Annotated in this window: 20 protein-coding genes; 8 read left to right on the top strand and 12 right to left on the bottom strand. The window is 62.5% G+C overall.

The window, feature by feature from the left end:
* Positions 1-115: 115 nt before the first annotated feature.
* The 8 genes from ACH2DG_RS15200 to ACH2DG_RS15165 all read left to right on the top strand — a co-directional run bounded on the left by ACH2DG_RS15200 (position 116) and on the right by ACH2DG_RS15165 (position 5,200).
* On the top strand, positions 116-562 hold the full coding sequence (locus ACH2DG_RS15200) for a VOC family protein (RefSeq protein ID WP_395027165.1): 447 nt from the start codon (positions 116-118) through the stop codon (positions 560-562).
* A gap of 32 nt (positions 563-594) precedes the next feature.
* The gene (locus ACH2DG_RS15195; protein ID WP_395027164.1) at positions 595-1,416 is read left to right on the top strand and encodes a DUF899 domain-containing protein; all 822 of its coding nucleotides are present in this window, start codon (positions 595-597) and stop codon (positions 1,414-1,416) included.
* A gap of 88 nt (positions 1,417-1,504) precedes the next feature.
* Complete coding sequence (locus ACH2DG_RS15190) at positions 1,505-1,891, top strand: VOC family protein (RefSeq protein WP_395027162.1); 387 nt, start codon at positions 1,505-1,507, stop codon at positions 1,889-1,891.
* 98 nt (positions 1,892-1,989) lie between these two features.
* Positions 1,990-2,334, top strand: a complete 345-nt coding sequence (locus ACH2DG_RS15185) for a GFA family protein (protein ID WP_395027160.1) — start codon at positions 1,990-1,992, stop codon at positions 2,332-2,334.
* 16 nt (positions 2,335-2,350) lie between these two features.
* Positions 2,351-2,803, top strand: coding sequence for an SRPBCC domain-containing protein (locus ACH2DG_RS15180; protein ID WP_395027159.1), 453 nt, complete (start codon positions 2,351-2,353; stop codon positions 2,801-2,803).
* A 21-nt stretch (positions 2,804-2,824) separates the two neighbouring features.
* Positions 2,825-4,270, top strand: coding sequence for a DHA2 family efflux MFS transporter permease subunit (locus ACH2DG_RS15175; RefSeq protein ID WP_395027158.1), 1,446 nt, complete (start codon positions 2,825-2,827; stop codon positions 4,268-4,270).
* Positions 4,271-4,311: 41 nt separating this feature from the next.
* On the top strand, positions 4,312-4,791 hold the full coding sequence (locus tag ACH2DG_RS15170) for an SRPBCC family protein (protein WP_395027156.1): 480 nt from the start codon (positions 4,312-4,314) through the stop codon (positions 4,789-4,791).
* Between the two features lie 40 nt (positions 4,792-4,831).
* Positions 4,832-5,200 carry a DUF1428 domain-containing protein gene (locus tag ACH2DG_RS15165; RefSeq protein WP_184708595.1) on the top strand — a complete coding sequence of 123 codons (369 nt, stop codon included), beginning with the start codon at positions 4,832-4,834 and terminating at the stop codon, positions 5,198-5,200.
* A 29-nt stretch (positions 5,201-5,229) separates the two neighbouring features.
* On the opposite strand, the gene rlmB is transcribed toward ACH2DG_RS15165, so the two are convergent.
* The 12 genes from rlmB to ACH2DG_RS15105 form a co-directional block, all read right to left on the bottom strand.
* Complete coding sequence (gene rlmB / locus ACH2DG_RS15160; RefSeq protein WP_395027155.1) at positions 5,230-5,982, bottom strand: 23S rRNA (guanosine(2251)-2'-O)-methyltransferase RlmB; 753 nt, start codon at positions 5,980-5,982, stop codon at positions 5,230-5,232.
* A 261-nt stretch (positions 5,983-6,243) separates the two neighbouring features.
* A complete protein-coding gene (locus ACH2DG_RS15155; protein WP_395027154.1) occupies positions 6,244-6,966 on the bottom strand; it encodes a DUF3011 domain-containing protein in 723 nt (240 codons plus the stop codon).
* Between the two features lie 231 nt (positions 6,967-7,197).
* On the bottom strand, positions 7,198-8,337 hold the full coding sequence (lldD, locus tag ACH2DG_RS15150) for an FMN-dependent L-lactate dehydrogenase LldD (RefSeq protein WP_395027153.1): 1,140 nt from the start codon (positions 8,335-8,337) through the stop codon (positions 7,198-7,200).
* Positions 8,334-9,104: a transcriptional regulator LldR gene (gene lldR / locus ACH2DG_RS15145; RefSeq protein WP_395027152.1), complete on the bottom strand. Its 771-nt coding sequence runs from the start codon at positions 9,102-9,104 to the stop codon at positions 8,334-8,336. Before lldR ends, lldD begins: the two co-directional genes overlap by 4 nt.
* A gap of 15 nt (positions 9,105-9,119) precedes the next feature.
* Complete coding sequence (gene lldP, locus ACH2DG_RS15140) at positions 9,120-10,799, bottom strand: L-lactate permease (protein ID WP_395027151.1); 1,680 nt, start codon at positions 10,797-10,799, stop codon at positions 9,120-9,122.
* Between the two features lie 502 nt (positions 10,800-11,301).
* The gene (alaS, locus tag ACH2DG_RS15135) at positions 11,302-13,926 is read right to left on the bottom strand and encodes an alanine--tRNA ligase (RefSeq protein WP_395027149.1); all 2,625 of its coding nucleotides are present in this window, start codon (positions 13,924-13,926) and stop codon (positions 11,302-11,304) included.
* A 199-nt stretch (positions 13,927-14,125) separates the two neighbouring features.
* Positions 14,126-14,833 carry a hypothetical protein gene (locus ACH2DG_RS15130; protein WP_395027147.1) on the bottom strand — a complete coding sequence of 236 codons (708 nt, stop codon included), beginning with the start codon at positions 14,831-14,833 and terminating at the stop codon, positions 14,126-14,128.
* Positions 14,834-14,844: 11 nt separating this feature from the next.
* Positions 14,845-15,948, bottom strand: a complete 1,104-nt coding sequence (gene zapE / locus ACH2DG_RS15125) for a cell division protein ZapE (RefSeq protein WP_395027145.1) — start codon at positions 15,946-15,948, stop codon at positions 14,845-14,847.
* Between the two features lie 147 nt (positions 15,949-16,095).
* Complete coding sequence (lpdA, locus tag ACH2DG_RS15120; protein ID WP_395027144.1) at positions 16,096-17,523, bottom strand: dihydrolipoyl dehydrogenase; 1,428 nt, start codon at positions 17,521-17,523, stop codon at positions 16,096-16,098.
* Between the two features lie 2 nt (positions 17,524-17,525).
* Positions 17,526-18,032, bottom strand: a complete 507-nt coding sequence (locus tag ACH2DG_RS15115) for a hypothetical protein (protein WP_395027143.1) — start codon at positions 18,030-18,032, stop codon at positions 17,526-17,528.
* A gap of 18 nt (positions 18,033-18,050) precedes the next feature.
* Positions 18,051-19,316, bottom strand: coding sequence for a 2-oxoglutarate dehydrogenase complex dihydrolipoyllysine-residue succinyltransferase (gene odhB, locus ACH2DG_RS15110; protein ID WP_395027142.1), 1,266 nt, complete (start codon positions 19,314-19,316; stop codon positions 18,051-18,053).
* Between the two features lie 42 nt (positions 19,317-19,358).
* The coding region (locus ACH2DG_RS15105) for a 2-oxoglutarate dehydrogenase E1 component (RefSeq protein ID WP_395027141.1) at positions 19,359-21,443 on the bottom strand (2,085 nt) is incomplete at its 5' end.

Here is a 21,443-nt window from a genome sequence, read left to right as displayed (position 1 = left end):
TTTGGAAATAAATGTGGACAGTGTTCATTTTAAGCCGCAGAATGTGTGTACAGCGTCCACATCAACCTTTGTTTGCAGTCTTTGCAAGCAAAAATTTCCACCCAGGAGAGAGACCGTGCAATTCATTCCCTATCTCAATTTCGACGGTAACTGTGCAGAGGCCATGGCCTCCTACGCCAAGCTGTTTGGCGGTCAGATCGTGCACCAGTCCACCTTTGGCGAAATGCCGCCCCACGAAGGCATGCCCCCGCTGCCCGAGTCTGCCAAGAACCGCGTGATGCATGCCATGCTGCAGGTGGGCTCGCAGTCCATCATGGCTTCGGACACCATGCCGGCCATGCCCGGCCAAGGTGCCGAAGGCTGTGGCGGCGGCTACCAGAAGCCCCAGGGCCTGTGGGTTTCGATCAGCGTCGAATCGGTAGCTGAAGGCAAGCGTGTGTTTGACGGCCTGACCCAGGGCGGCCAGGTTGCCATGCCTTTTGAAGCGACCTTCTGGTCGCCCGGGTTTGGCATGGTGACCGATCGCTTCGGCACCCCCTGGATGGTGAACGTGGCGGCCTGAGCGGCTCTGCCCTTACCGCCTGGAGGCCCGACATGACCCCTCACCGCACTGCATCGCGTGAGCAATGGCTGAGCGAAAGACTGGCCTTGCTCGCAGAAGAAAAGGCGCTGACACGCCAATCGGATGAACTGGCCCGCAAGCGCGCTGCGCTGCCCTGGGTTCACATCGACAAGGACTACCGCTTTGACACCGAGCAAGGGTCTGCCTCGCTGGCCGATCTGTTTGGCGGTCGCTCGCAGCTACTGGTCTACCACTTCATGTTCGGGCCCAGCTACCAGGCCGGGTGCCCCTCCTGCTCGGCCATTGCCGATGGCTTCAACGGAACCCAGACGCATCTGCAGAACCATGATGTGGCGTTCTGGGCCGTGTCGCGCGCGCCACTGGCAATGCTGCTCGGCTACCGCGAGCGCATGGGCTGGCATTTTCCCTGGGCTTCATCGTCGGGCAGCGATTTCAATTTCGACTTCGGCGCTTCGTTCACGCCTGAGCAGCAGGAGTCGGGCATCGTCTACAACTACCAGGCTGAGCCACCGGTGCCGCGTGCAGCGATTGATGATGCGTCCATTCCCAGCCGCGCCACACCCGATGGCGCCTCGCGCGGTGCCTCATCGGCCAGCACGGACGTTGCCTCCTACGCACGCGAGCGCCCGGGCATGAGCGCCTTTGCCATGCAGGATGGCGAGGTATTCCACACCTATTCCGCCTATTCCCGCGGGCTGGATGCGCTCTGGAGCACCTATACCTGGCTCGACCGCGCCCCCCTGGGACGCAATGAGCAGGAATACTGGTGGCGCCGGCATGACGACTATGACGCCCAGCCGGCTGCAACATGCTGCTCCTGCTCGAAAGGCTGAGGCTCTCATTCAGACGGCACGGTACCGCCCAACACCACGTCAGTACGGCTTTGCCGTGCCAGTTCCTTCATTGATTCTGGAGTTCATGATGAAACCCAATCCCGTCGTCTGGTTCGAGATCTATGTCAGTGACATGGCACGGGCCAAGGCCTTCTACGAAGCAGTATTCCAGACCCGGCTGGAGCCGCTGCCAGCCCCTTCGAGTGGCGCCAGTGCCATGCAGATGCTGGCGTTCCCCAATGACATGAACACCGGCGGCGCTGGCGGCACGCTGGTCAAGATGGACGGCGTCTCACCCGGAGGCGGCGGCACCATGGTGTACTTTGGGTGTGACGATTGCGCCGTGGAGCAAGCCCGGGTCGAGAAGGCGGGCGGAAAGGTTCACCAGGGCAAGTTTGCGATTGGCGAATACGGCCACTGTGCCATCATCCTCGATACCGAGGGCAACATGATCGGCCTGCATTCCATGAAGTAGGCGATTGCCTGGCTGCCGCTGCCCCATGGCCCTTATCGCCACAGGCGGCCTTCCGGTTGCGTCTCACCCCTCTTCACCCCCTTTGCATCGGCTCTTCCATGCCCTATACCGCCAGCTGCCACTGCGGCCAGACCGCGTTTGAATTCGAAGGTGACATCCAGCAGGCTCTGGCCTGCAATTGCTCCATCTGCCAGCGGCGCGGCTCGCTGTTGTGGTTCGCGCCCCGCACGTCGCTCCGCCTGCTCAAGCCCTTGCAGGATGCCACCTACCAGTTCCACAAGCACAAGATCACGCACCATTTCTGCCCAACCTGCGGTATCCACACCTTTGGCGAAGGCACGGCACCTGATGGCACGGCCATGGCCGCCATCAATCTGTGCTGTGTCGAGAATATCGACCTGAACGCCATCCCCGTGCACCACCATGATGGCCGGGCCATGTAACTACCGGGAAACAACCATGACTCAGCGCAACGGCAATACCTTCATCAGTACACGCCACATCGCGGCCACGCCGGAGAAGGTGTTCGCCGCCATCCATTCGCCCGAGCGGCTGGCACGGTGGTGGGGCCCTGCGGGCTTTACCAACACCGTGCAGCGCTGCGACATGCGGCCCGGTGGGCACTGGGTATTTGACATGCACAGCCCGGATGGCAAGACCTATCCGAACGAAAACGTGTTCGAGACCATCGATCCGCCTCAAGGCAGCCAACCCGGAATCTTCGTGCTGCGCCATATCGCGCAACCCTTGTTTCGACTGACGCTGCGGGTACAGGCCGACGGGACAGGCACCAAGGTGGATTTCGTACAGGTATTGGACAGCGCCGAAATGGCGCAGCAGTTGGCGCCTATCGTAGAACCAGCCAATGAACAGAACCTGGATCGCCTGACGGCCGAAGTCCTGGCGCTCTGATTGCGCATCTGAACCCCACCCATGACTGACGCCCATCTTCCCTCCTCACGCCACCGTTGGCTGGCCCTCGTCGTGCTGTGCCTGGGCGAGCTGATGATCGTGCTGGATTCCACCATCGTGAATGTGGCCCTGCCCTCGATCCGTACCGACCTGGGTTTTGGCGAGACCGAGCTGGTCTGGGTGGTCAACGCCTACATGCTGACTTTTGGCGGTTGCCTGCTGCTGGGCGGGCGCTTGGGCGATCTGTACGGACACCGGCGCGTCTTCCTGGCCGGTCTGGCCTTTTTCACCCTGGCCTCGCTGGTGTGCGGCCTCGCGCAGAGCAAGGGCGTACTGGTGGCGGCCCGCGCCATTCAGGGCCTGGGCGGCGCCGTGGTTTCTGCCGTGGCACTGTCGCTCATCATGAATCTGTTCAGCGAAACCAACGAGCGCGCCCGCGCCATGGGGGTGTATGGCTTTGTCTGTGCAGGCGGCGGCAGCATTGGCGTGCTGCTGGGCGGCCTGTTGACCAGCGTGAGCTGGCACTGGATCTTTCTGGTCAACCTCCCCATTGGCGTAGCCGTGTATGTGGCCAGCCTGCGCCTGCTGGCACCCTCACCCGCTTCGGCCACCCGCCAGCGGCTCGATGTGGCGGGGGCGGTGACCGTCACGCTCTCCCTCATGCTGGCCGTCTACGGCGTGGTTGGCGGCAACGAGGCTGGCTGGTCGTCACCGCAGACCTTGGTCACCCTGGGTCTGTCGGTCGTGCTGATGCTTGCGTTTTTGGCCATTGAATCGCGCACGGCGCACCCGCTGGTGCCGCTGGGCTTGTTCAGGCGGCGCAACATCGTGGTCTCCAATATCTGTGCCGTCCTCTGGTCGGCAGGCATGTTTGCCTGGTTCTTCATGTCGGCGCTGTACCTGCAGCAGGTGTTGGGCTACACCCCCATGCAGGTAGGCCTGGCCTTTCTGCCCGCCAATCTGGTGATGGCGGCGCTGTCGCTGGGCTGGTCGGCCAAGCTGGTGATGCGCTTTGGCATCCGCACGCCGCTGGTGGCAGGCCTTGCACTGGCGGCCTTGGGTCTGCTGCTGTTTGCCCGCGCGCCGGTGGCGGGCAACTTCTGGGTGCATGTGTTTCCCGGCATGGTGCTGCTGGGCGTGGGTGCGGGCATCGCGTTCAACCCCATGCTGATGGCGGCCATGCACGATGTCGAGCCGGAGGACGCAGGCCTCGCCTCGGGCCTTGTCAATACAGCCTTCATGCTGGGCGGGGCACTGGGCCTGGCGGTACTGGCCAGCATTGCTGCGGCGCACAGCCAGTCGCTGCTCACCACCGGACACGAGGCCATCGCTGCGTTGAATGGTGGCTACCAACTCGCGTTTGCGGTTGGTGCCTTTTTTGCCCTGTTGGCGGCGGTGCTGGGCGGCGCTATGCTGCGTGCAGATGTGCGCGCCGACGCCGATACCCCTGTCATCGCCCCCCATTGACTGACACATCCTTCCATCACTCTGCAACAAGGAAACCTCTGATGTCCACGACCACCACACATCCCCAGGACCTGGTGCTGACGCGCCTGATCGACGCACCTGCTGCCACGCTCTACCGCTGCTGGACCGACCCGGAACTGATGAAACAGTGGTTTGTCCCCAAGCCCTGGACCATTGCACGGGTCGAGCTTGACCTGCGCCCGGGCGGCGGCAGCCTGGTGGTCATGCGCGACCCGGAAGGCAAGGAATACCCCAACGCCGGGGTGTACCTGGAAGTCGTTCCCGAGCGCAAGCTGGTGTTCACCGATGCCTACACCACCGGTTGGGTGCCCACCGAAAAGCCATTCATGACCGCTATCGTCACCTTCGAGCCCGAGGGCGAAGGCGGACGCCAGACCCGCTATACCGCCATTGCCCGCCACTGGACCGAAGAGACCCGCAAGCAGCACGAAGCCATGGGCTTTCACACCGGCTGGGGCATCTGCGCCGACCAGTTGGCCGCGCTGGCTGCCACGCTGTAGTGTCATGCGCAGCAAATAGATAGGAAGATAGGAGGCCACCATGCCCTACGTTGATGGATTTGTTCTACCCGTGCCCCGCGCCAACCTGGATGCCTACCGGGCCCTTGCCGAAAAGGCAGGCCGCGTCTGGCTGGAGCATGGTGCGCTGCAATACTGGGAATGCGTGGGCGACGACGTGCCGCCCGGTGAAATCACTTCGTTTGCCAAGGCCGTTCTGCTCAAGGACGACGAAGTGGCCTGCTTCTCGTGGATTGTCTACACATCGCGTGCAGAACGCGACCGGATCAACGCCGCCGTGATGGCCGATCCGCGACTGGCGGAAGTGACGCCCGAGAACATGCCGTTTGATGCCAAACGCATGTTCTTTGGCGGTTTTGCACCCATCGTGCAAATGGATGCACCCCGCTGAAAAGCGGGCTGGCGGGCAAGCGGCTGGAGTTACTGGCCGCCGCGCTGGCGCAGCGCTTCATACAGGCACACGCCACTGGCCACCGATACGTTCAGGCTCGATACAGCGCCCATCATCGGGATGCCGATCAGCTCGTCGCAGGTCTTGCGCGTCAACTGGCGCATGCCGTCGCCCTCGGCGCCCAGCACCAGGGCCACGGGGCCCTTCAGATCGACCTGGTACAAGGTCTTGGGTGCATCGTCGCTGGTGCCAATGATCCAGACGTTGCGCTCCTTCAGCTCCTTGAGGGTGCGCGCCAGGTTGGTCACCATGAAATACGGCACGGTCTCTGCCGCTCCGCTGGCCACCTTGGCGACGGTGGCGTTGATGCCGACGGCATGGTCCTTGGGGGCGATCACGGCGTGCGCGCCAGCGCCGTCGGCCACACGCAGGCAGGCCCCCAGGTTGTGCGGATCGGTCACGCCATCGAGCACCAGCAGCAGGGGCGATGCCACGCCAGCCTCTTCCAGATCGTCCAGCAGCTCGTCGAGCGTGCGGGTGTCCTTGATTTCCTCGACCCGCGCGGCCACCCCCTGGTGCCCGTGGCTGCCCGCCAGCTTGGCAATGCGCATGGCATCGGCCTCGATCAGGCGCACCCCCGCCTCCTTGGCGCGTTCGAGGAACTGGCGCATGCGTGCATCGCGGCGCGTGGACTCGAAATAGACTTCAATGATGGATTTGGGCGCCGTCTTCATGCGCACGCCCACGGCATGGAAGCCGAACAAGACTTTGGGGGATGACATAGGCCGCCATTATCCCTGCAGCCGCGATGCCGGGGCGCAGGAAGGGGACAAGCCGCATCTGGTCACCCCTCGGATTTTTGCTGTTGAGTGCGCCTGCACATCGCTGCCTTCACCACCTTGCGCCCTGGTAAGGACAGGGAGAGATGCAGAACTGGTAAAAACCAGCCAATAGAGCGCTCCCACTATGCATAACAACTCCTTATTTTGTAGCAAATGGCCACAAAAAAGGCGGCCCGAAAGCCGCCCTTCATGTTGTAGCGCTCAACTGCCGAAGCGCCCACGGCAGCCGCGCGTCACCCAGATACGGCCGGCACGGCTGTCGTAGCCCCAGGTATAGCCTTCGCGGCAGGAATCGTCGGAGAGCTGCTCCAGCAGTTGCGGACGGCCCCAGCGGGCATTCCAGCTGCAGCTGTTGTCGCGGCGATCATTGCTTTCACAGGTGATATCGCGGCCAGAGCCGTAGCCGCCGCCCTGCCCGTAACCGCCTTGCCCATAGCCGCCAGCCACGACGAATTCCGCACGGCAGCCATCGGTCACCCACAGGCTGCCACCGCGCACGCCCCAATTGCGACCCTCGACGCAGCGCGTGTCGGACAGCTGGCGGGCAATTTCCATGCGCGCACCACGGGGCACCGCGCATTCACGCGTGCGGCCGTCCTGGCTTTCGCAGCGCACCGTTCCCTGGCCCCCCATGGGCGGCTGAGGCTGCCAGCCGCCGCGCCCGTCGACAAAGCGTGCACGGCAGCCATCGGTCACCCAGATCCTGCCCCCGCCTGCATTGCCCCAGGTACGTCCTTCGATGCAAGGCGCGCTCGAAATGGTCTCGCTCACCACCGGATTGCGGAACGGTGTGCGGCACTCCCGCGTGCGACCATCCTGGCTTTCGCAGGTCACCTCGTCATTGCGTCCGTATTGGGCCTGTGCGGCAGGCGCCAGCGCCAGCAGCGCCAGGGCAATGCCCGCCAGAATGCGTTGATGAATCATGGACTCTCCTCTCTTTGTATGTACCGTGTATTCCGGCGATGTACAGGCTAGCGCAGGCACAGCACCGGTTTTGTCAGAGCGGGCCGATAGTACCTCGCTCGGCTTTCAGACGTCGCCAGTGTAATCAAGCAAACTCACTCCCTTTTCAGGAGCTGTTAGCGCCTGTTACAAGAGCCTTCCCCATGATTTGGTGCTTCAGCAATGACCGCCATGTTCAGCTGCGGGCTGTATTCAGGCGTCGCGCACCAGCAGATCGCCGGTGATCTCGGCCACATTCTTGACGCTGGTGAGCGTCATGGCCACGCGCATCTCCTTCTCCAGGAGATTCAGCAAATGGGTCACACCTGCCTCGCCGTCGGCAGCCAGTGCATAGACGAAGGCGCGGCCGATCATGGTGCAGTCGGCACCCAAGGCCAGCAGACGCACAATATCGAGCCCGTTGCGGATTCCCGAATCGGCCAGGATCTTGATCTGCCCCTTGACGGCATCGGCAATGGCCGGCAGCGCGCGGGCCGACGAGAGCACCCCGTCGAGCTGGCGGCCGCCGTGGTTGGAGACGATGATGCCGTCGGCCCCGAAACGCACCGCGTCCTTGGCGTCCTCCGGGTCGAGGATGCCTTTGATGAGCATCGGCCCTTTCCAGAAATCGCGGATCCACTCCAGGTCACTCCAGGAAATCGAGGGGTCGAAATTGGCCCCCAGGTAGCCCATGTAGTCTTCCAGGCTGACGTTCTGGCCCTTGTAGGTGGAGATATTGCCGAGCGTGTGCGGGCGGCCCAGCAGCCCCACATCCAGCGCCCACTGCGGGTGCGTGACGGCCTGCAGGTAACGGCGCATGGCGGCGTTGGGGCCGCTCATGCCCGAATGCGCGTCGCGGTAACGCGCGCCGGGCACCGGCATGTCCACCGTGAACACCAAGGTGGAGACGCCAGCCGCCTGCGCGCGCTCCAGGGCGTTCTTCATGAAGCCCCGGTCCTTGAGCACATAGAGCTGAAACCACATCGGGCGGCCCAGTTTCGGGGCCACCTCCTCGATCGGGCAGACGGAGACGCTCGACATGGTGAAGGGAATGCCCTTCTTGTCGGCAGCCTGGGCGGCCTGCACCTCACCGCGCCGGGCAAACATGCCGGTCAGGCCCACGGGCGCCAGCGCCACCGGGATGGAGAATTTCTCGCCAAACAGCTCGATGCTGGTGTCGAGCTGGCTCATGTCCTTGAGCACACGCTGGCGCAGCGCCACATCGGCCAGATCGCCCACGTTGCGGGCGAGCGTCTTCTCGGCATAGGCGCCGCCGTCGAGGTAATGGAACAGAAAGGGTGGCAGGCGCTTTTGCGCCGCTGCGCGGTAATCCGTGGTGGAGGAGATGATCATGAGAATGTCAATCCTGTCGTGGTGAGCCGGCCTTGCCGCTGCACGCGCGCGGCATCGGCATCGGCCTGGGTTAGTTTTTCGTGAACGTAGGCGAGGTGCTCGCCAATGATGGCCCTGGCCTGCTCGGGCTCTCCGCTGATCACCGCCTGCATCAGATCGTGGTGCTGCAGGGTCAGGCGCTCCAGCACCTTGGGGTCGTCGTGCACGAACATCACGCGGCGGTTCTGGGCCACGGTGCCCAGCACCATCTCGAACAGGCTGCGCATCACCTGCACCACCACCACGTTGTGCGAAGCCTCTGCAATCGCCAGATGGAACTGTGCATCGGCCCGCGCCGAGTTGGCGGCATCCTGGCTTTGCTGGTGGCGCAGCATCTCGTCGAAACAGCGGCGGATGTGGTCCTTGTCCTTCTCCGTCGCGCGCTGCGCGGCGTGCCATGCGCTGCCGATTTCGATCATCTGCCGCGCTTCGAGCACGTCGTAGCGGTACTGCGGGTCATCGCGCAGCAATGGCACCAGCGGTGCAATCGCCTGCTCATGCCATTGCTGCACCGGTGCGCAGACAAAGGTGCCCGCGCCCACGCGGCTCTCCAGCACACCCCGGCTGCCGAGCTTCTGGATCGCTTCGCGCAGCGCCGTGCGCGAAACACCCAGCTGCTCGGCCAGCACGCGTTCGGTCGGCAGCTTGGAGCCCGGCTGCAGCGAGGTGGACTGGATCAGATCCAGCACCTGCTGGGCAACGCGGTCGGACAGGCGCAAGGCTGGCATCGGCTTTCAGAAAAGTTAAGGGTGGGGAATCATCCCAGGGAATACATACGCCTGCAACGTGCAAATGATTCCGATGATGACCAGAAACGCCAGGCTGTGCTTGACCGTGAAGCGAAACAGATCCGATTCCCGGCCCGCCAGGCCTACCGCAGCGCAGGCAATGGCGATGGATTGGGGCGAGATCATCTTGCCTGTCACGCCGCCGGTGGTATTGGCAGTGACGGCCAGCACTTCCGGCAAGCCCAGCTGCGCAGCCGTCGTGGCCTGCAGCGCGCCGAACAGGGCATTGGCCGAGGTGTCCGATCCGGTGAGGAACACACCCAGCCACCCGAGGAAGGGCGAGAAGAATGCAAAGGCCTTGCCCGTATGCGCCAGCGCCAGGGCCAGGGTGGTGGACAGGCCCGAATAGTTGGCGATGAATGCAAAGGCCAGCACCATGCCGATGGAGTAGATGGGCAGGGCCAGTTCCTTGAAGGTCTCCGCCAGGGTTTTGGCAGCTACGGAAGGCTTGAGGCGCAGGAACAGAATGCTCAGCACGGCTGCAATCAGAATGGCCGTGCCAGTGGCCGACAGCCAGTTGAAGGAATACACCGCGCCATAGGGGCTGGAGGCTGCCACCACGGGCGGCACCTTCTGCACGACATTGTGCAGCAGGGGCACAGGAACGTTCAGCACCGTGCCTGCCAATGCCGCGCCCTGGACAAACAAGGCCTTGAAGGGCTTGATGCTCCAGACGGTCACCATCGCCGTGAGGATGATGAAAGGCGACCAGGCCTTGAGCACCACACCGGCGGTCAACGTGGCCGGTACGGATGCAGCCGGCTTGACGCCCGCTTCGGCAGCCGCGCCGGGCTCCGGCGCAAAGCGGAAGATGCGCTTGGGTTGCCAGAACCGGAGGAAGGCGGTGAGCACCACCAGCGCCAGAATGGCCGAGGTGATGTCCGGCAGCTCCGGCCCGATGTAGTTGGCGGTGAGAAACTGACCCAGCGCGAAGCTACCGCCCCCGACCAGCACGGCGGGCCAGGTTTCCTTGATGCCGCGCCAGCCGTCCATGATGGCCATCAGCCAGAACAGCACGATGATGGTCATGAATGGCAGCTGGCGCCCGGCCATCTGGCTGATGGCCATGGCATCCACACCCGACACCTGCCCGGCCACGATGATGGGAATGCCCATGGCGCCAAAGGCAACCGGAGCGGTATTGCCGATCAGGCACAGGCCAGCGGCATACAGCGGCTTGAAGCCCAGGCCCACCAGCAGCGCCGCCGTGATCGCCACAGGGGCGCCAAAGCCCGCAGCGCCCTCCAGAAAGGCGCCAAAGCAGAAACCCACCAGAATGAGCTGCAGGCGCTGGTCTTCGGTCACCGACAGGATCGAAGCACGGATGATGTCGAACTGACCGGTCTTGACCGACACCTTGTACAGAAACACGGCCGCCACAATGATCCAGGCAATGGGCCATAGGCCGTAGAAGAAGCCATACACCCCCGACGCCAGGGCATTGGCCACAGGCATCCTGTAGAACAGCAGCGCCACCGCGAGCGCTAAAACCACCGTGATAGTTCCCGCCACATAGCCCTTGAGGCGCAGCTTCGTCAGTGCGATGAAGAAAAAGATGATGGGTATCAACGCCACCAGCGCGGACACCCAGATATTGCCCGCCGGGTCGTAGTTCTGCGACCAGATTTCCTGCATTGTTTCGATCTCCTGATATGCGCTGCCATCTCCTTCACTGAGCAGGAGCACGCGCAATTTTCTAAAGGTTTTGTATGCAGCAAGCCCTGCGGCCAGCTGTTGCCGTCCCACTGGTATGTCACCAAATTGGTATGACCAATTTTAATCAATTGAGAGAAAAATGAATTATATGGATCGATAAAATGCTAAATAATAGGGTTTACCCTTTGTGATGTATTTATATTGGTAATACCAATTTGAGGCATGTACCCTCTCTTTAGACCCGAAACCTTCAGCCATGTACCGGTACGGGTCGAGGCAGGCGTCCCCCTATATCGCACGCCAGCCGCTGGAGAAGATTGCTTGGGGGGAGGATGTTCTGCCTTACGGTTGGCGGATTCGGTGATGGCTGCCATGCCATCCAAGACGTGTGCAGGGCCCATACCTGGGGGGGCCGCCCTCTTCTCAGGCATAAAAAAACCTCCTGCAAGGCAGGAGGTTTTCAGGCGGAAAAACCGCAGACTCAGGCGCGTTCTGCCACCCAGGCTTGCACGCCAGCCAGCGCCTGGGGCAGGGCTGATGCGTCGGTGCCACCGGCCATGGCCATGTCGGGCTTGCCACCACCCTTGCCACCCACTTGCTGGGCCACAAAGTTCACCAGTTCGCCAGCCTTGATCTTGCCGATGCTGTCCTTGGTCACACCCGCAGCCAACTGCACCTTGTCGCCGTCCACGGCGGCCAGCACGATGGCAGCGGTACCCAGCTTGTCCTTGAGCTTGTCCATGGTGTCTCGCAGGGTCTTGGCATCCGCGCCTTCCAGCGTTGCAGCGAGCACCTTGATGCCCTTGACATCCACCGCCTGGCCAGCGAGTTCATCGCCCTGGCTGGAAGCGAGCTTGCCCTTGAGCTGGGCCAGTTCCTTCTCCAGCGCCTTGATCTGGTCAAGCGCGCCGCCAATGCGGTGGTTCAGCTCCGCCACAGGCGCCTTCAGAGTCGCGGCCGCTTCGTCCACGGTCGATTCGAGCGACTGCAGATAGGCCAGTGCGTTCTCACCGGTCACGGCTTCGATACGGCGCACGCCTGCAGCCACACCGCCTTCGGCCACAACCTTGAAGAGGCCGATGTCGCCAGTACGGTGCACGTGGGTGCCGCCGCACAGTTCACGGCTGGTTCCGATGTCGAGCACGCGCACGGTTTCGCCGTACTTTTCGCCAAACAGCATCATGGCACCGGTCTTCTGCGCACTTTCGATGTCCATCACGCGGGCATCGGTAGCCGTGTTGGCCAGGATTTCGGCGTTCACGCGCTTTTCGATCTCGCGCTTTTGCGCATCGGTGACCGGGCTGTTGTGGGCAAAGTCAAAGCGGGTACGCTCGGCATTCACCAGGCTGCCCTTTTGCTGCACGTGGTCGCCCAGCACTTCGCGCAAGGCCTTGTGCATGATGTGGGTGACGGAGTGGTTGCGCATGGTGGCAGCGCGCACAGCGGTATTCACCTGCGCCTCGACCGCATCGCCCACCTTGAGGCTGCCGGATTCGAGCACGCCGTGGTGGCCGAATACATCGGCCTTGATCTTGAGCGTGTCTTCCACGCCAAAACGGTTGTCACCTGCAGCGATCACACCCTGGTCTCCGACCTGGCCACCGGATTCGGCATAGAACGGCGTCGTATCCAGAACCACTACACCACTCTGACCCGCCTTCAGCTCGTCAGCGCTCGTACCGTCTACGTACAGCGCTACGATTTTTGCAGCCTCTGCCAGCTTGTCGTAGCCGGTGAAGGTGTTGGCCGTACCGGTATACTCCAGCGCGCGGTCCATCTTGAACTTGCCTGCGGCGCGGGCTTGGTTCTTCTGCTGCTCCATGGCGGCATTGAAGCCAGCCTCGTCCACCGTCACGCCGCGCTCGCGCGCCACGTCGTTGGACAGGTCCAGCGGGAAGCCGTAGGTGTCGTGCAGCTTGAAAGCCACATCACCGGGCAGCACCTTGGCGCCACCGGCCAGCGCGCTGTCCAGAATTTCCATGCCATTGGCGAGCGTCTCGAAAAAGCGCTCTTCTTCCACCTTCAGCACATCGGTGATGCGCGCTTCCTGCTCGCGGATCTTGGGATAGGCATCGCCCATCACGGCAACCAGATCCTTGACCAGCTTGTGGAAGAACGGCGTCTTCTGGCCCAGCTTGTAGCCGTGGCGGATGGCGCGGCGCACAATGCGGCGTTGCACGTAGCCCCGGCCTTCGTTCGATGGAATCACGCCGTCGGCCACCAGGAAGGCCGTGGCGCGGATGTGGTCGGCAATCACCTTCAGCGAAGGATTGTCCAGATCGGCAGTGTGCGTTTCGCGGGCCGCAGCCTTGATGAGCGCCTGGAACAGGTCGATCTCGTAGTTGCTGTGCACATGCTGCAGAATGGCCGCCAGACGCTCCAGGCCCATGCCGGTGTCGACGCAAGGCGCAGGCAGCGGTTTGACCGAGCCGTCTTCTGCCATGTCGAACTGCATGAACACGTTGTTCCAGATTTCGATGAAGCGATCGCCGTCTTCATCGGGCGAGCCTGGAGGGCCGCCGGCAATGTGCGGGCCATGGTCGTAGAAGATCTCCGAGCAAGGGCCGCAAGGGCCGGTGTCGGCCATCATCCAGAAGTTGTCGCTCTTGTAGCGGCCACCCTTGTTGTCGCCAATGCGGATCACGCGCTCGGGTGGCAGGCCGATTTCCTTGGTCCAGATGTCGTAGGCCTCGTCATCCTCTTCGTAGACGGTGGCCAGCAGCTTTTCCGGGGGCAGCTTGTAAACGGTGGTCAGCAGCTCCCACGCCCATTTGAGCGATTCGCGCTTGAAGTAGTCACCGAACGACCAGTTGCCCAGCATCTCGAAGAAGGTGTGGTGGCGCGCGGTGTAGCCCACATTTTCCAGGTCATTGTGCTTGCCGCCCGCACGCAGGCAGGTCTGCACACTGGTGGCGCGGTTGTAGGGGCGCTTGTCCGTGCCCAGGAACACGTCCTTGAACTGCACCATGCCGGAGTTGGTGAACATCAGCGTAGGATCGTTGCCCGGCACCAGCGGGCTCGACGGAACAATGGTGTGCCCCTTGGAAGCGAAGAAGTCCAGGAAGGTCTTGCGGATTTCCGCGACGGAAAAAGTGGGTGTACTCATGGTTTGCAGCGGTGGTGGCACCTGCCTTGCAGCCTCACTGGCTGCGTTGCGGGCGCGAATCTTTCATTATAGGGTTTGGGGCTATTCCACATCATGGAGCCCGGCAGAGCGGAAACAGCGGTGTTTTTTGCCGCCACCGGCTTCACGGTGCAGGCACGCCTTCAGTGTGGCACCACCATCATCTGTCCAAAAAAGCGGATCACTCCGGTACCGGCAGCGGTGCTGCCTTGCGCGACTTGCCTTGCTCCTGCATGCGCCGTGCATGCTCTGCCTGGCGCTTGGCAGCGTCCTGCTGCTTGGCGTCGTAGTCTTCGCGGGCTTTTTCCACGTTGTCGCCCTCCTCGGCGGCGCGGCGCTGCTGGGTCCGCTGCTTGCTGCCGAGCTTTTGCTCATGCTGCGCGGCACGCTGCGCCGCGTCATGCTGGCGGCGCTGCTGCTCCGCTTCAATTTCCTGCGGGCTGCGGGCGGGCTTCTTGCTGCGGCCTGCCGCCTGCGCTTCGTGTTCGCGCTGGCGTTGCTCCAAGTCTTCCTTGTTCAAGGCGCCGCTATCGGCACCGTCGTTGCGGTGCTTGGTATCAAACTCGGCCTGCTTCTTTTGGCGGGCGCTACGCTGTTTGGCGGTGCGCTCGGCCCGCTCGTCGGCATTGATGACCAACTCGCGCTGACGCAGTTCACGGTCACGGTGGTTGGCCTCGGCCCGCACCTTTTTCAGGCAATCGGTGACTGCGAAATGTTGGTAGCAGATCTTTTCATTGTCTGCGAGCTGTTTGTCGTTGGCTGCGCGCTCCCTGGATATTTCCGCACGCGCAGCCTGACGCTCGGCAGCATCCGTTTCTGCGGCCTGGGCCACCCCCACAGAGCAGGCAACCAGCAATACAGCACCGAGCAGTTTCAAGCTTGCGTTCATCGTTTGCACTTTCAGGTCAGGGCCGTGTCCACCACGCGCCGCTCCAGCGACAGGTATTCCTGCGACTGCATTTCATTGAGGCGCGAGACCGTCCGCGGAAACTCGTGCACCAGCGGCCCTTCGGTATACAGCTGTTCGGGCGGCACTGCAGCCGACAGGATGAGCTTGACGCGGCGGTCATACAGCACATCCACCAGCCAGGTAAAACGCCGCGCAGGCGAAGCCATGTTGACTGGCATATAGGGCACATTGGACAGCAAAACCGTGTGGAACTGGCTTGCCAGCTCCAGATAGTCGTTTTGCGAGCGCGGGTTCACGCACAGCTCATGAAAATCGAACCAGATCACGCCACCGGCACGGCGCAGCGGGCGCAGCTCGCGGGATTCGATCTTGAACACCGGCTTCTCGTCCGGCACTTCGGCCAGCTGGTTGAATGCCTCCTGCATGGCTTGGTCAGCCTCCGGGCCCAGCGGGCAGTGGTAGAGGGTGACCTTCTCCAGGGTACGGCGGCGGTAGTCGGTGCCGTTGTCCACATTGACGATTTCCATGCGCGCGTTGAGCAGATCGATCGCAGGCAGGATGCGGTCGCGGTGCAGGCCGTCGGGATACAGCTCGTCAGGCTTGAAATTGGAGGTGGTGACAAAGCCTACGCCGTTGTCGAACAGCGCCAGCAGCAGGCGATAGAGGATCATCGCGTCGGTGATATCCGCCACGTGAAACTCATCAAAGCAGATCAGCTTGTATTTCTTGGCAATCTGCGCGCCCAGAACATCCAGCGGATCCTGCGTGCCCTTGAGCAGGGTGAGCTCACGCTGCACCTCGCGCATGAACTCATGGAAGTGCAGCCGCACCTTGCGCCGGATGGGCACAGCGTTGAAGAAGCAATCCATCAAAAAGCTCTTGCCCCGGCCCACACCGCCATACATGTAGACGCCCTTGGGAACATCGGGGTGGTTGATCAGCTTCTTGAGCGCATTGGAGCGCTTGTTCTTGTACTGCTCCCATTCATCGGCGCAGCGCTGCAAGGCATCGACCGCGCGCAGTTGCGCCGGATCGCTGTGAAAACCTTTGGCCGCAATCTCGGCCTCGTATGCTTCTCTTACCGCGGTGCCCATGGGTGTCTCAGTCTCTATTGCTATAAATTACATAGCCTCTACCGCGCATTGAGCGAGCGGTAGAGGCTATTTTTCTTCAAACTTCTGGTGTTTCCACGCTTTCGCCGGGCGATGCTCGAAAAGCCATCGCCAGGTCGAAAGTCGGGATCAGAAATTCAAGGTGCGCTTGTCCACAGCCAAGGCCGCTTCCTTGGTCGACTCCGACAGTGATGGGTGAGCGTGGCAGATACGGGCGATGTCTTCGCTCGATGCCTTGAACTCCATCGCCACCACGGCTTCGGAGATCAGCTCAGACACCATCGGGCCCACCATATGCACACCCAGGATTTCGTCCGTCGTGGCATCGGCCAGGAACTTGACCATACCGGTCGTGTCGCCCAGAGCGCGGGCACGGCCATTGGCCAGGAATGGGAAGGTGCCGGCCTTGTATGCCACGCCGTCGGCCTTGAGCTGCTGCTCGGTGCGACCGACCCATGCCACTTCGGGGCTGGTGTAGATCACCGATGGCAGCGTGGCAAAGTTCACGTGGCCATGCTGGCCGGCGATACGCTCGGCCACGGCAACGCCCTCTTCCTCGGCCTTGTGCGCCAGCATCGGGCCGCGCACCACATCGCCCACCGCCCACACGCCTGGCAGGTTGGTCTTGCAGTCGTCATCGACCACAATCGCACCGCGCTCGTCGAGCTTGAGGCCCACGGCTTCGGGGTTGAGGCCAATGGTGTTGGCCACGCGGCCGATCGACACGATCAGCTTGTCCACTTCCAGCTGCTGGGCTTCGCCCTTGGCGTTGGTGTAGCTGATGTTCACGCCCTTCTTGTCGGTCTTGATCTCGCCAACCTTCACGCCCAGTTCGATCTTGAGGCCCTGCTTGTCAAATGCCTTCTTCGCTTCCTTGGCGATCTGCTCGTCCACCACAGGCAGGAACTTGTCCATGCCTTCGAGCACCGTCACTTCGGTGCCCAGGCGGCGCCAGACCGAACCCATTTCCAGACCGATCACGCCAGCGCCGATCAGGCCCAGCTTCTTGGGCGTGGCGCCCAGGCGCAGCGCGCCGTCGTTCGACAGGATCTTGTCTTCGTCAAATGGCACGCCAGGCAGCGCGCGGGCGTTGGAGCCCGTGGCAACGATGATCTGCTTGCCGGTGATGGATTCTTCTTCCTTGCCAGCCACCTTGATCTCGTAGCCGCCATCGACCGCCTTCACAAAGGAGCCGCGGCCGTGGAAGAAGGTGACCTTGTTCTTCTTGAACAGGTACTGGATGCCATCGTTGTTCTGCTTGACCACGCCATCCTTGCGGGCGATCATCTTGGCCACGTCCATGGCCACCTTGCCGGTGGAGATGCCGTGGTCGGCAAAGCTGTGCGTGGCGTGTTCGAAGTATTCCGACGACTGCAGCAGCGCCTTCGAAGGAATGCAGCCTACGTTGGTGCAGGTGCCGCCCAGAGCGGGGCCGCCTGCGGCGTTCTTCCACTCGTCGATACAGGCCACAGCCATGCCCAGTTGCGCTGCACGGATGGCTGCTACGTAGCCGCCAGGGCCACCGCCGATCACGACGACATCAAATTGCTTGCTCATGATTATTCCAATGGTGTTAGTTCAAAACTGCCCTGGTGCAGGATCACACCAAACAGGCCCGTCTTGCTTGTCAGTTGCTCATCGTCCGAACGGCCGAATGAAATCGTGGCCCCTGCAGGCACGCGGCACAGAAACATGAACGCGCCCGATTCGAGGCAGGCGATCTGCCCGCTGGCACGTTGCTGCTCCCAGCCAAAATCCCGGTAGCCGTCTGCCTTGAAAGGCCTGAGCGGCAGCGGCTTGCCCGCCTCGCCCACAAACGAAATGGCCCATTGCGGGCCATTGTCCAGCCTGGCGCCCGGCACATCCTTGACGGACACGGCGGTCACCGGGCGTATCTGCACCTTTTCGGGCACGGGCACGCCACGGCGCATGGCCTGGGTATTGGCCTGCCACTGGAAGCGGTAATCCCCACTCCAGCTCTGCGCAGTCACGTCCTTGGCAGGACGCGTGGTGCCGCATGCAGCAAGCACCAGCGCAGAGGCCGCTATCACCAAGACACGCGCCATGACGAGCCGTCTGCCTGATTACAGGTCGAACAGCAGACGCGATGGATCTTCCAGCGCATCCTTCATCGCCACCAGGCCCAGCACGGCTTCGCGGCCGTCGATGATGCGGTGGTCGTACGACATGGCGAAGTAGTTCATCGGGCGAACCACGACCTGGCCGTTTTCCACCACGGCGCGGTCCTTGGTGGCGTGCACGCCCAGGATGGCCGATTGAGGCGGGTTGATGATGGGGGTGGACATCATCGAGCCGAAGGTGCCGCCATTGGAGATGGAGAAGGTACCGCCGGTCATGTCTTCGATGCCCAGCTTGCCGTCTTGCGCCTTCTTGCCGAATTCGGCAATCTTCTTTTCGATGTCGGCAAAGCTCATCTGGTCGGCATTGCGCAGGATTGGCACCACCAGGCCGCGTGGCGAGCCCACGGCGATACCGATGTCGAAGTAGCCGTGGTAGATGATGTCGGTGCCATCGACCGATGCGTTCAGCACGGGGTACTTCTTCAGTGCGTGCACTGCGGCCTTCACGAAGAAGGACATGAAGCCCAGCTTGACACCGTGTTCCTTGGTGAAGTCGTCCTGGAACTTCTTGCGCAGCGCCATCACGGGCGCCATGTTCACTTCGTTGAACGTGGTCAGGATCGCGTTGGTCGACTGCGATTGCAGCAGGCGCTCGGCGATACGGGCACGCAGGCGGCTCATCGGCACGCGCTGCTCTGGGCGCTCACCCAGGTCCTGAGAACCTGCAGGCGATGCCACCTGGGGCAGCGACTTGGCAGGCACGCCGGTAGGAATCACAGCGGCGGTGGACTTGACGCCACCGGCCACGGCGGCCAGCACATCACCCTTGGTGACACGGCCGTCCTTGCCGGAGCCAGCAACGGCTCCCACGGGCAGGTTGTTGTCGGCCAGCAGCTTGGCAGCTGCAGGCATGGCCACATCACCCTTGCTGCCACCGGTGGCGGCAGCCGGAGCTGCGGCAGCCGGCGCCGGTGCGGCAGCGGCCTGTGCAGGCGCGGCAGCAGGCGCTGCTGCAGCACCGGCCACGGCTTCGGTGTCGATCTTGGCGATCAGCTGGTCGGCCACCACGGTGGCGCCATCACCCTGCACGATCTCGGTCAGGACGCCAGCAGCCGGGGCTGGCACTTCCAGAACGACCTTGTCGGTCTCGATCTCGATCAGGATTTCGTCGACTGCAACAGCTTCGCCAGCCTTCTTCTTCCAGTTCAACATGGTGGCTTCAGCGACCGACTCGGACAGCTGAGGAACTTTGACTTCTACGATTGCCATAAGAATTCTTTCTGTGTTCGTTGATAAGAGCTGTCTGAGTGCTTACTTGGTCAGCACGAAACCCTTGAGTTTGGCAAATGCGCCTTCCACCAGAGCCTTCTGCTGCTCCTGGTGCAGGTGCGAATAACCGACGGCAGGCGATGCCGAGGCGGCACGGCCCGAGTAGCCCAGCTTCTGGCCGTCGAGCATGTTTTCGTGGATGTAGTGCTGCACGAAGAACCATGCACCCTGGTTTTGCGGCTCGTCCTGGCACCACACGATTTCCTTGGCGTTGCCGAACTTCTTGAGCTCGGCAGCGAAGGCCTTGTGCGGGAATGGATACAGCTGCTCCACGCGGATGATGGCCACGTCGGAAGCACCGTCTTCGGCACGCTTCTTGACCAGGTCATAGTACACCTTGCCCGAGCAGGCGATCACGCGCTTGACCTTGTCGGCCTTGGCAACGATGGCCTCGTCGCGCTCACCGATGACGGTCTGGAAGCCTCCGGAGGTGAACTCGGACACGGGCGAAGTCGCGTCCTTGTTACGCAGCAGCGACTTGGGCGTCATGATGATCAGCGGCTTGCGCAGCGGACGCACCATCTGGCGACGCAGCAAATGGAAGATCTGCGCAGCCGTGGTCGGCTGGGTCACTTGCATGTTTTGGTCAGCCGACAGTTGCATGAAGCGCTCCAGGCGGGCCGAGCTGTGCTCGGGGCCCTGGCCTTCGTAGCCGTGCGGCAGCATCAGCGTGATGCCGTTGACGCGGCCCCACTTCACTTCACCAGAGGCGATGAACTGGTCGATCACCACCTGCGCGCCGTTGGCAAAGTCGCCGAACTGCGCTTCCCAGATCACCAGGGTGTTGGGGTCGTTTGAGGCGTAGCCATATTCGAAGCCCAGCACTGCCTCTTCCGACAGGATGGAGTCGATGACCGTGAACGGAGCCTGGCTGTCAGCCACGTTCTGCAGAGGGATGTAGGTGCCTTCGTCCCACTTTTCGCGCTTTTGGTCGTGCACGACCGAGTGGCGATGGGTGAAGGTGCCGCGGCCGCTGTCCTCGCCGGACAGGCGGATCGGATAGCCGGAGGCCACCAGCGAAGCGTAGGCCATGGTTTCACCCATGCCCCAGTCCACATTGATGTCGCCACGGCCCATGGCGGCGCGGTCGTCGTACACCTTCTTGACCAGTTGGTGCGGGTTGACCGACTCAGGCAGGGTCGTCACGCGCTCGGCCAGACGCTTCCACTCGGCCAGAGGAATGGCGGTGTCTGCAGCGTCGGTCCACTTCTTGTGCAGGAAGGGGCTCCAATCCACGGCGTACTGGCTCTTGAAGTTGGTCAGCACCGGATCGACGGTGTGCTTGCCCGCATCCATGGCAGCGCGGTAGGCCTTGACCATGTCGTCGCCCAGGGTCTCGCCCAGGCCTTGCGTGCCCAGCTTGTCGGCATACAGCTTGCGCGTGCCGGGGTGCTGTGCAATCTTCTTGTACATCAGCGGCTGGGTCAGCGCTGGGGTGTCCTGCTCGTTGTGGCCCAGTTTGCGGTAGCAGATGATGTCCACCACGACGTCCTTGGAGAACTCCATGCGGAAATCCAAAGCCATCTGCATGGCCAGCGCCACTTCTTCCGGATCATCACCGTTGACGTGCAGCACGGGCGACTCGATCATCTTGACGATGTCGGTGCAATACGTGGTCGAACGCAGGTCGCGTGGATCGGAGGTGGTAAAACCGATCTGGTTGTTGATGATGATGTGCACCGTGCCGCCCGTGGTGTAGCCACGGGTTTCGGACAGCGCCAGGGTTTCCTGGTTCACGCCCTGGCCAGCAAAGGCCGCGTCACCGTGCACCAGCACGGGCAGCACTTGCTTGCCCTGAGGATCGTTGCGGCGGTCCATGCGCGAGCGCACCGAGCCTTCGACCACGGGGTTCACGATTTCCAGGTGCGACGGGTTGAAGGCCAGCGACAGGTGCACGGGGCCGCCTGCGGTGGTCACGTCCGAGCTGAAACCCTGGTGGTATTTCACGTCGCCCGCAGGCAGATCTTCAGGCGCGGTGTGGTCGAACTCGGCAAACAGGTCCTTGGGCATCTTGCCCAGGGTGTTCACCAGCACGTTCAGGCGGCCACGGTGGGCCATGCCGATCAC

This window comes from Comamonas odontotermitis, assembly GCF_040396735.1.
Taxonomy (GTDB): Bacteria; Pseudomonadota; Gammaproteobacteria; order Burkholderiales; family Burkholderiaceae_C; genus Comamonas; species Comamonas odontotermitis_C.
The sequence above is the reverse complement of the archived record's forward strand: the minus strand, read 5'-3'. Positions and strand labels throughout refer to the sequence as shown.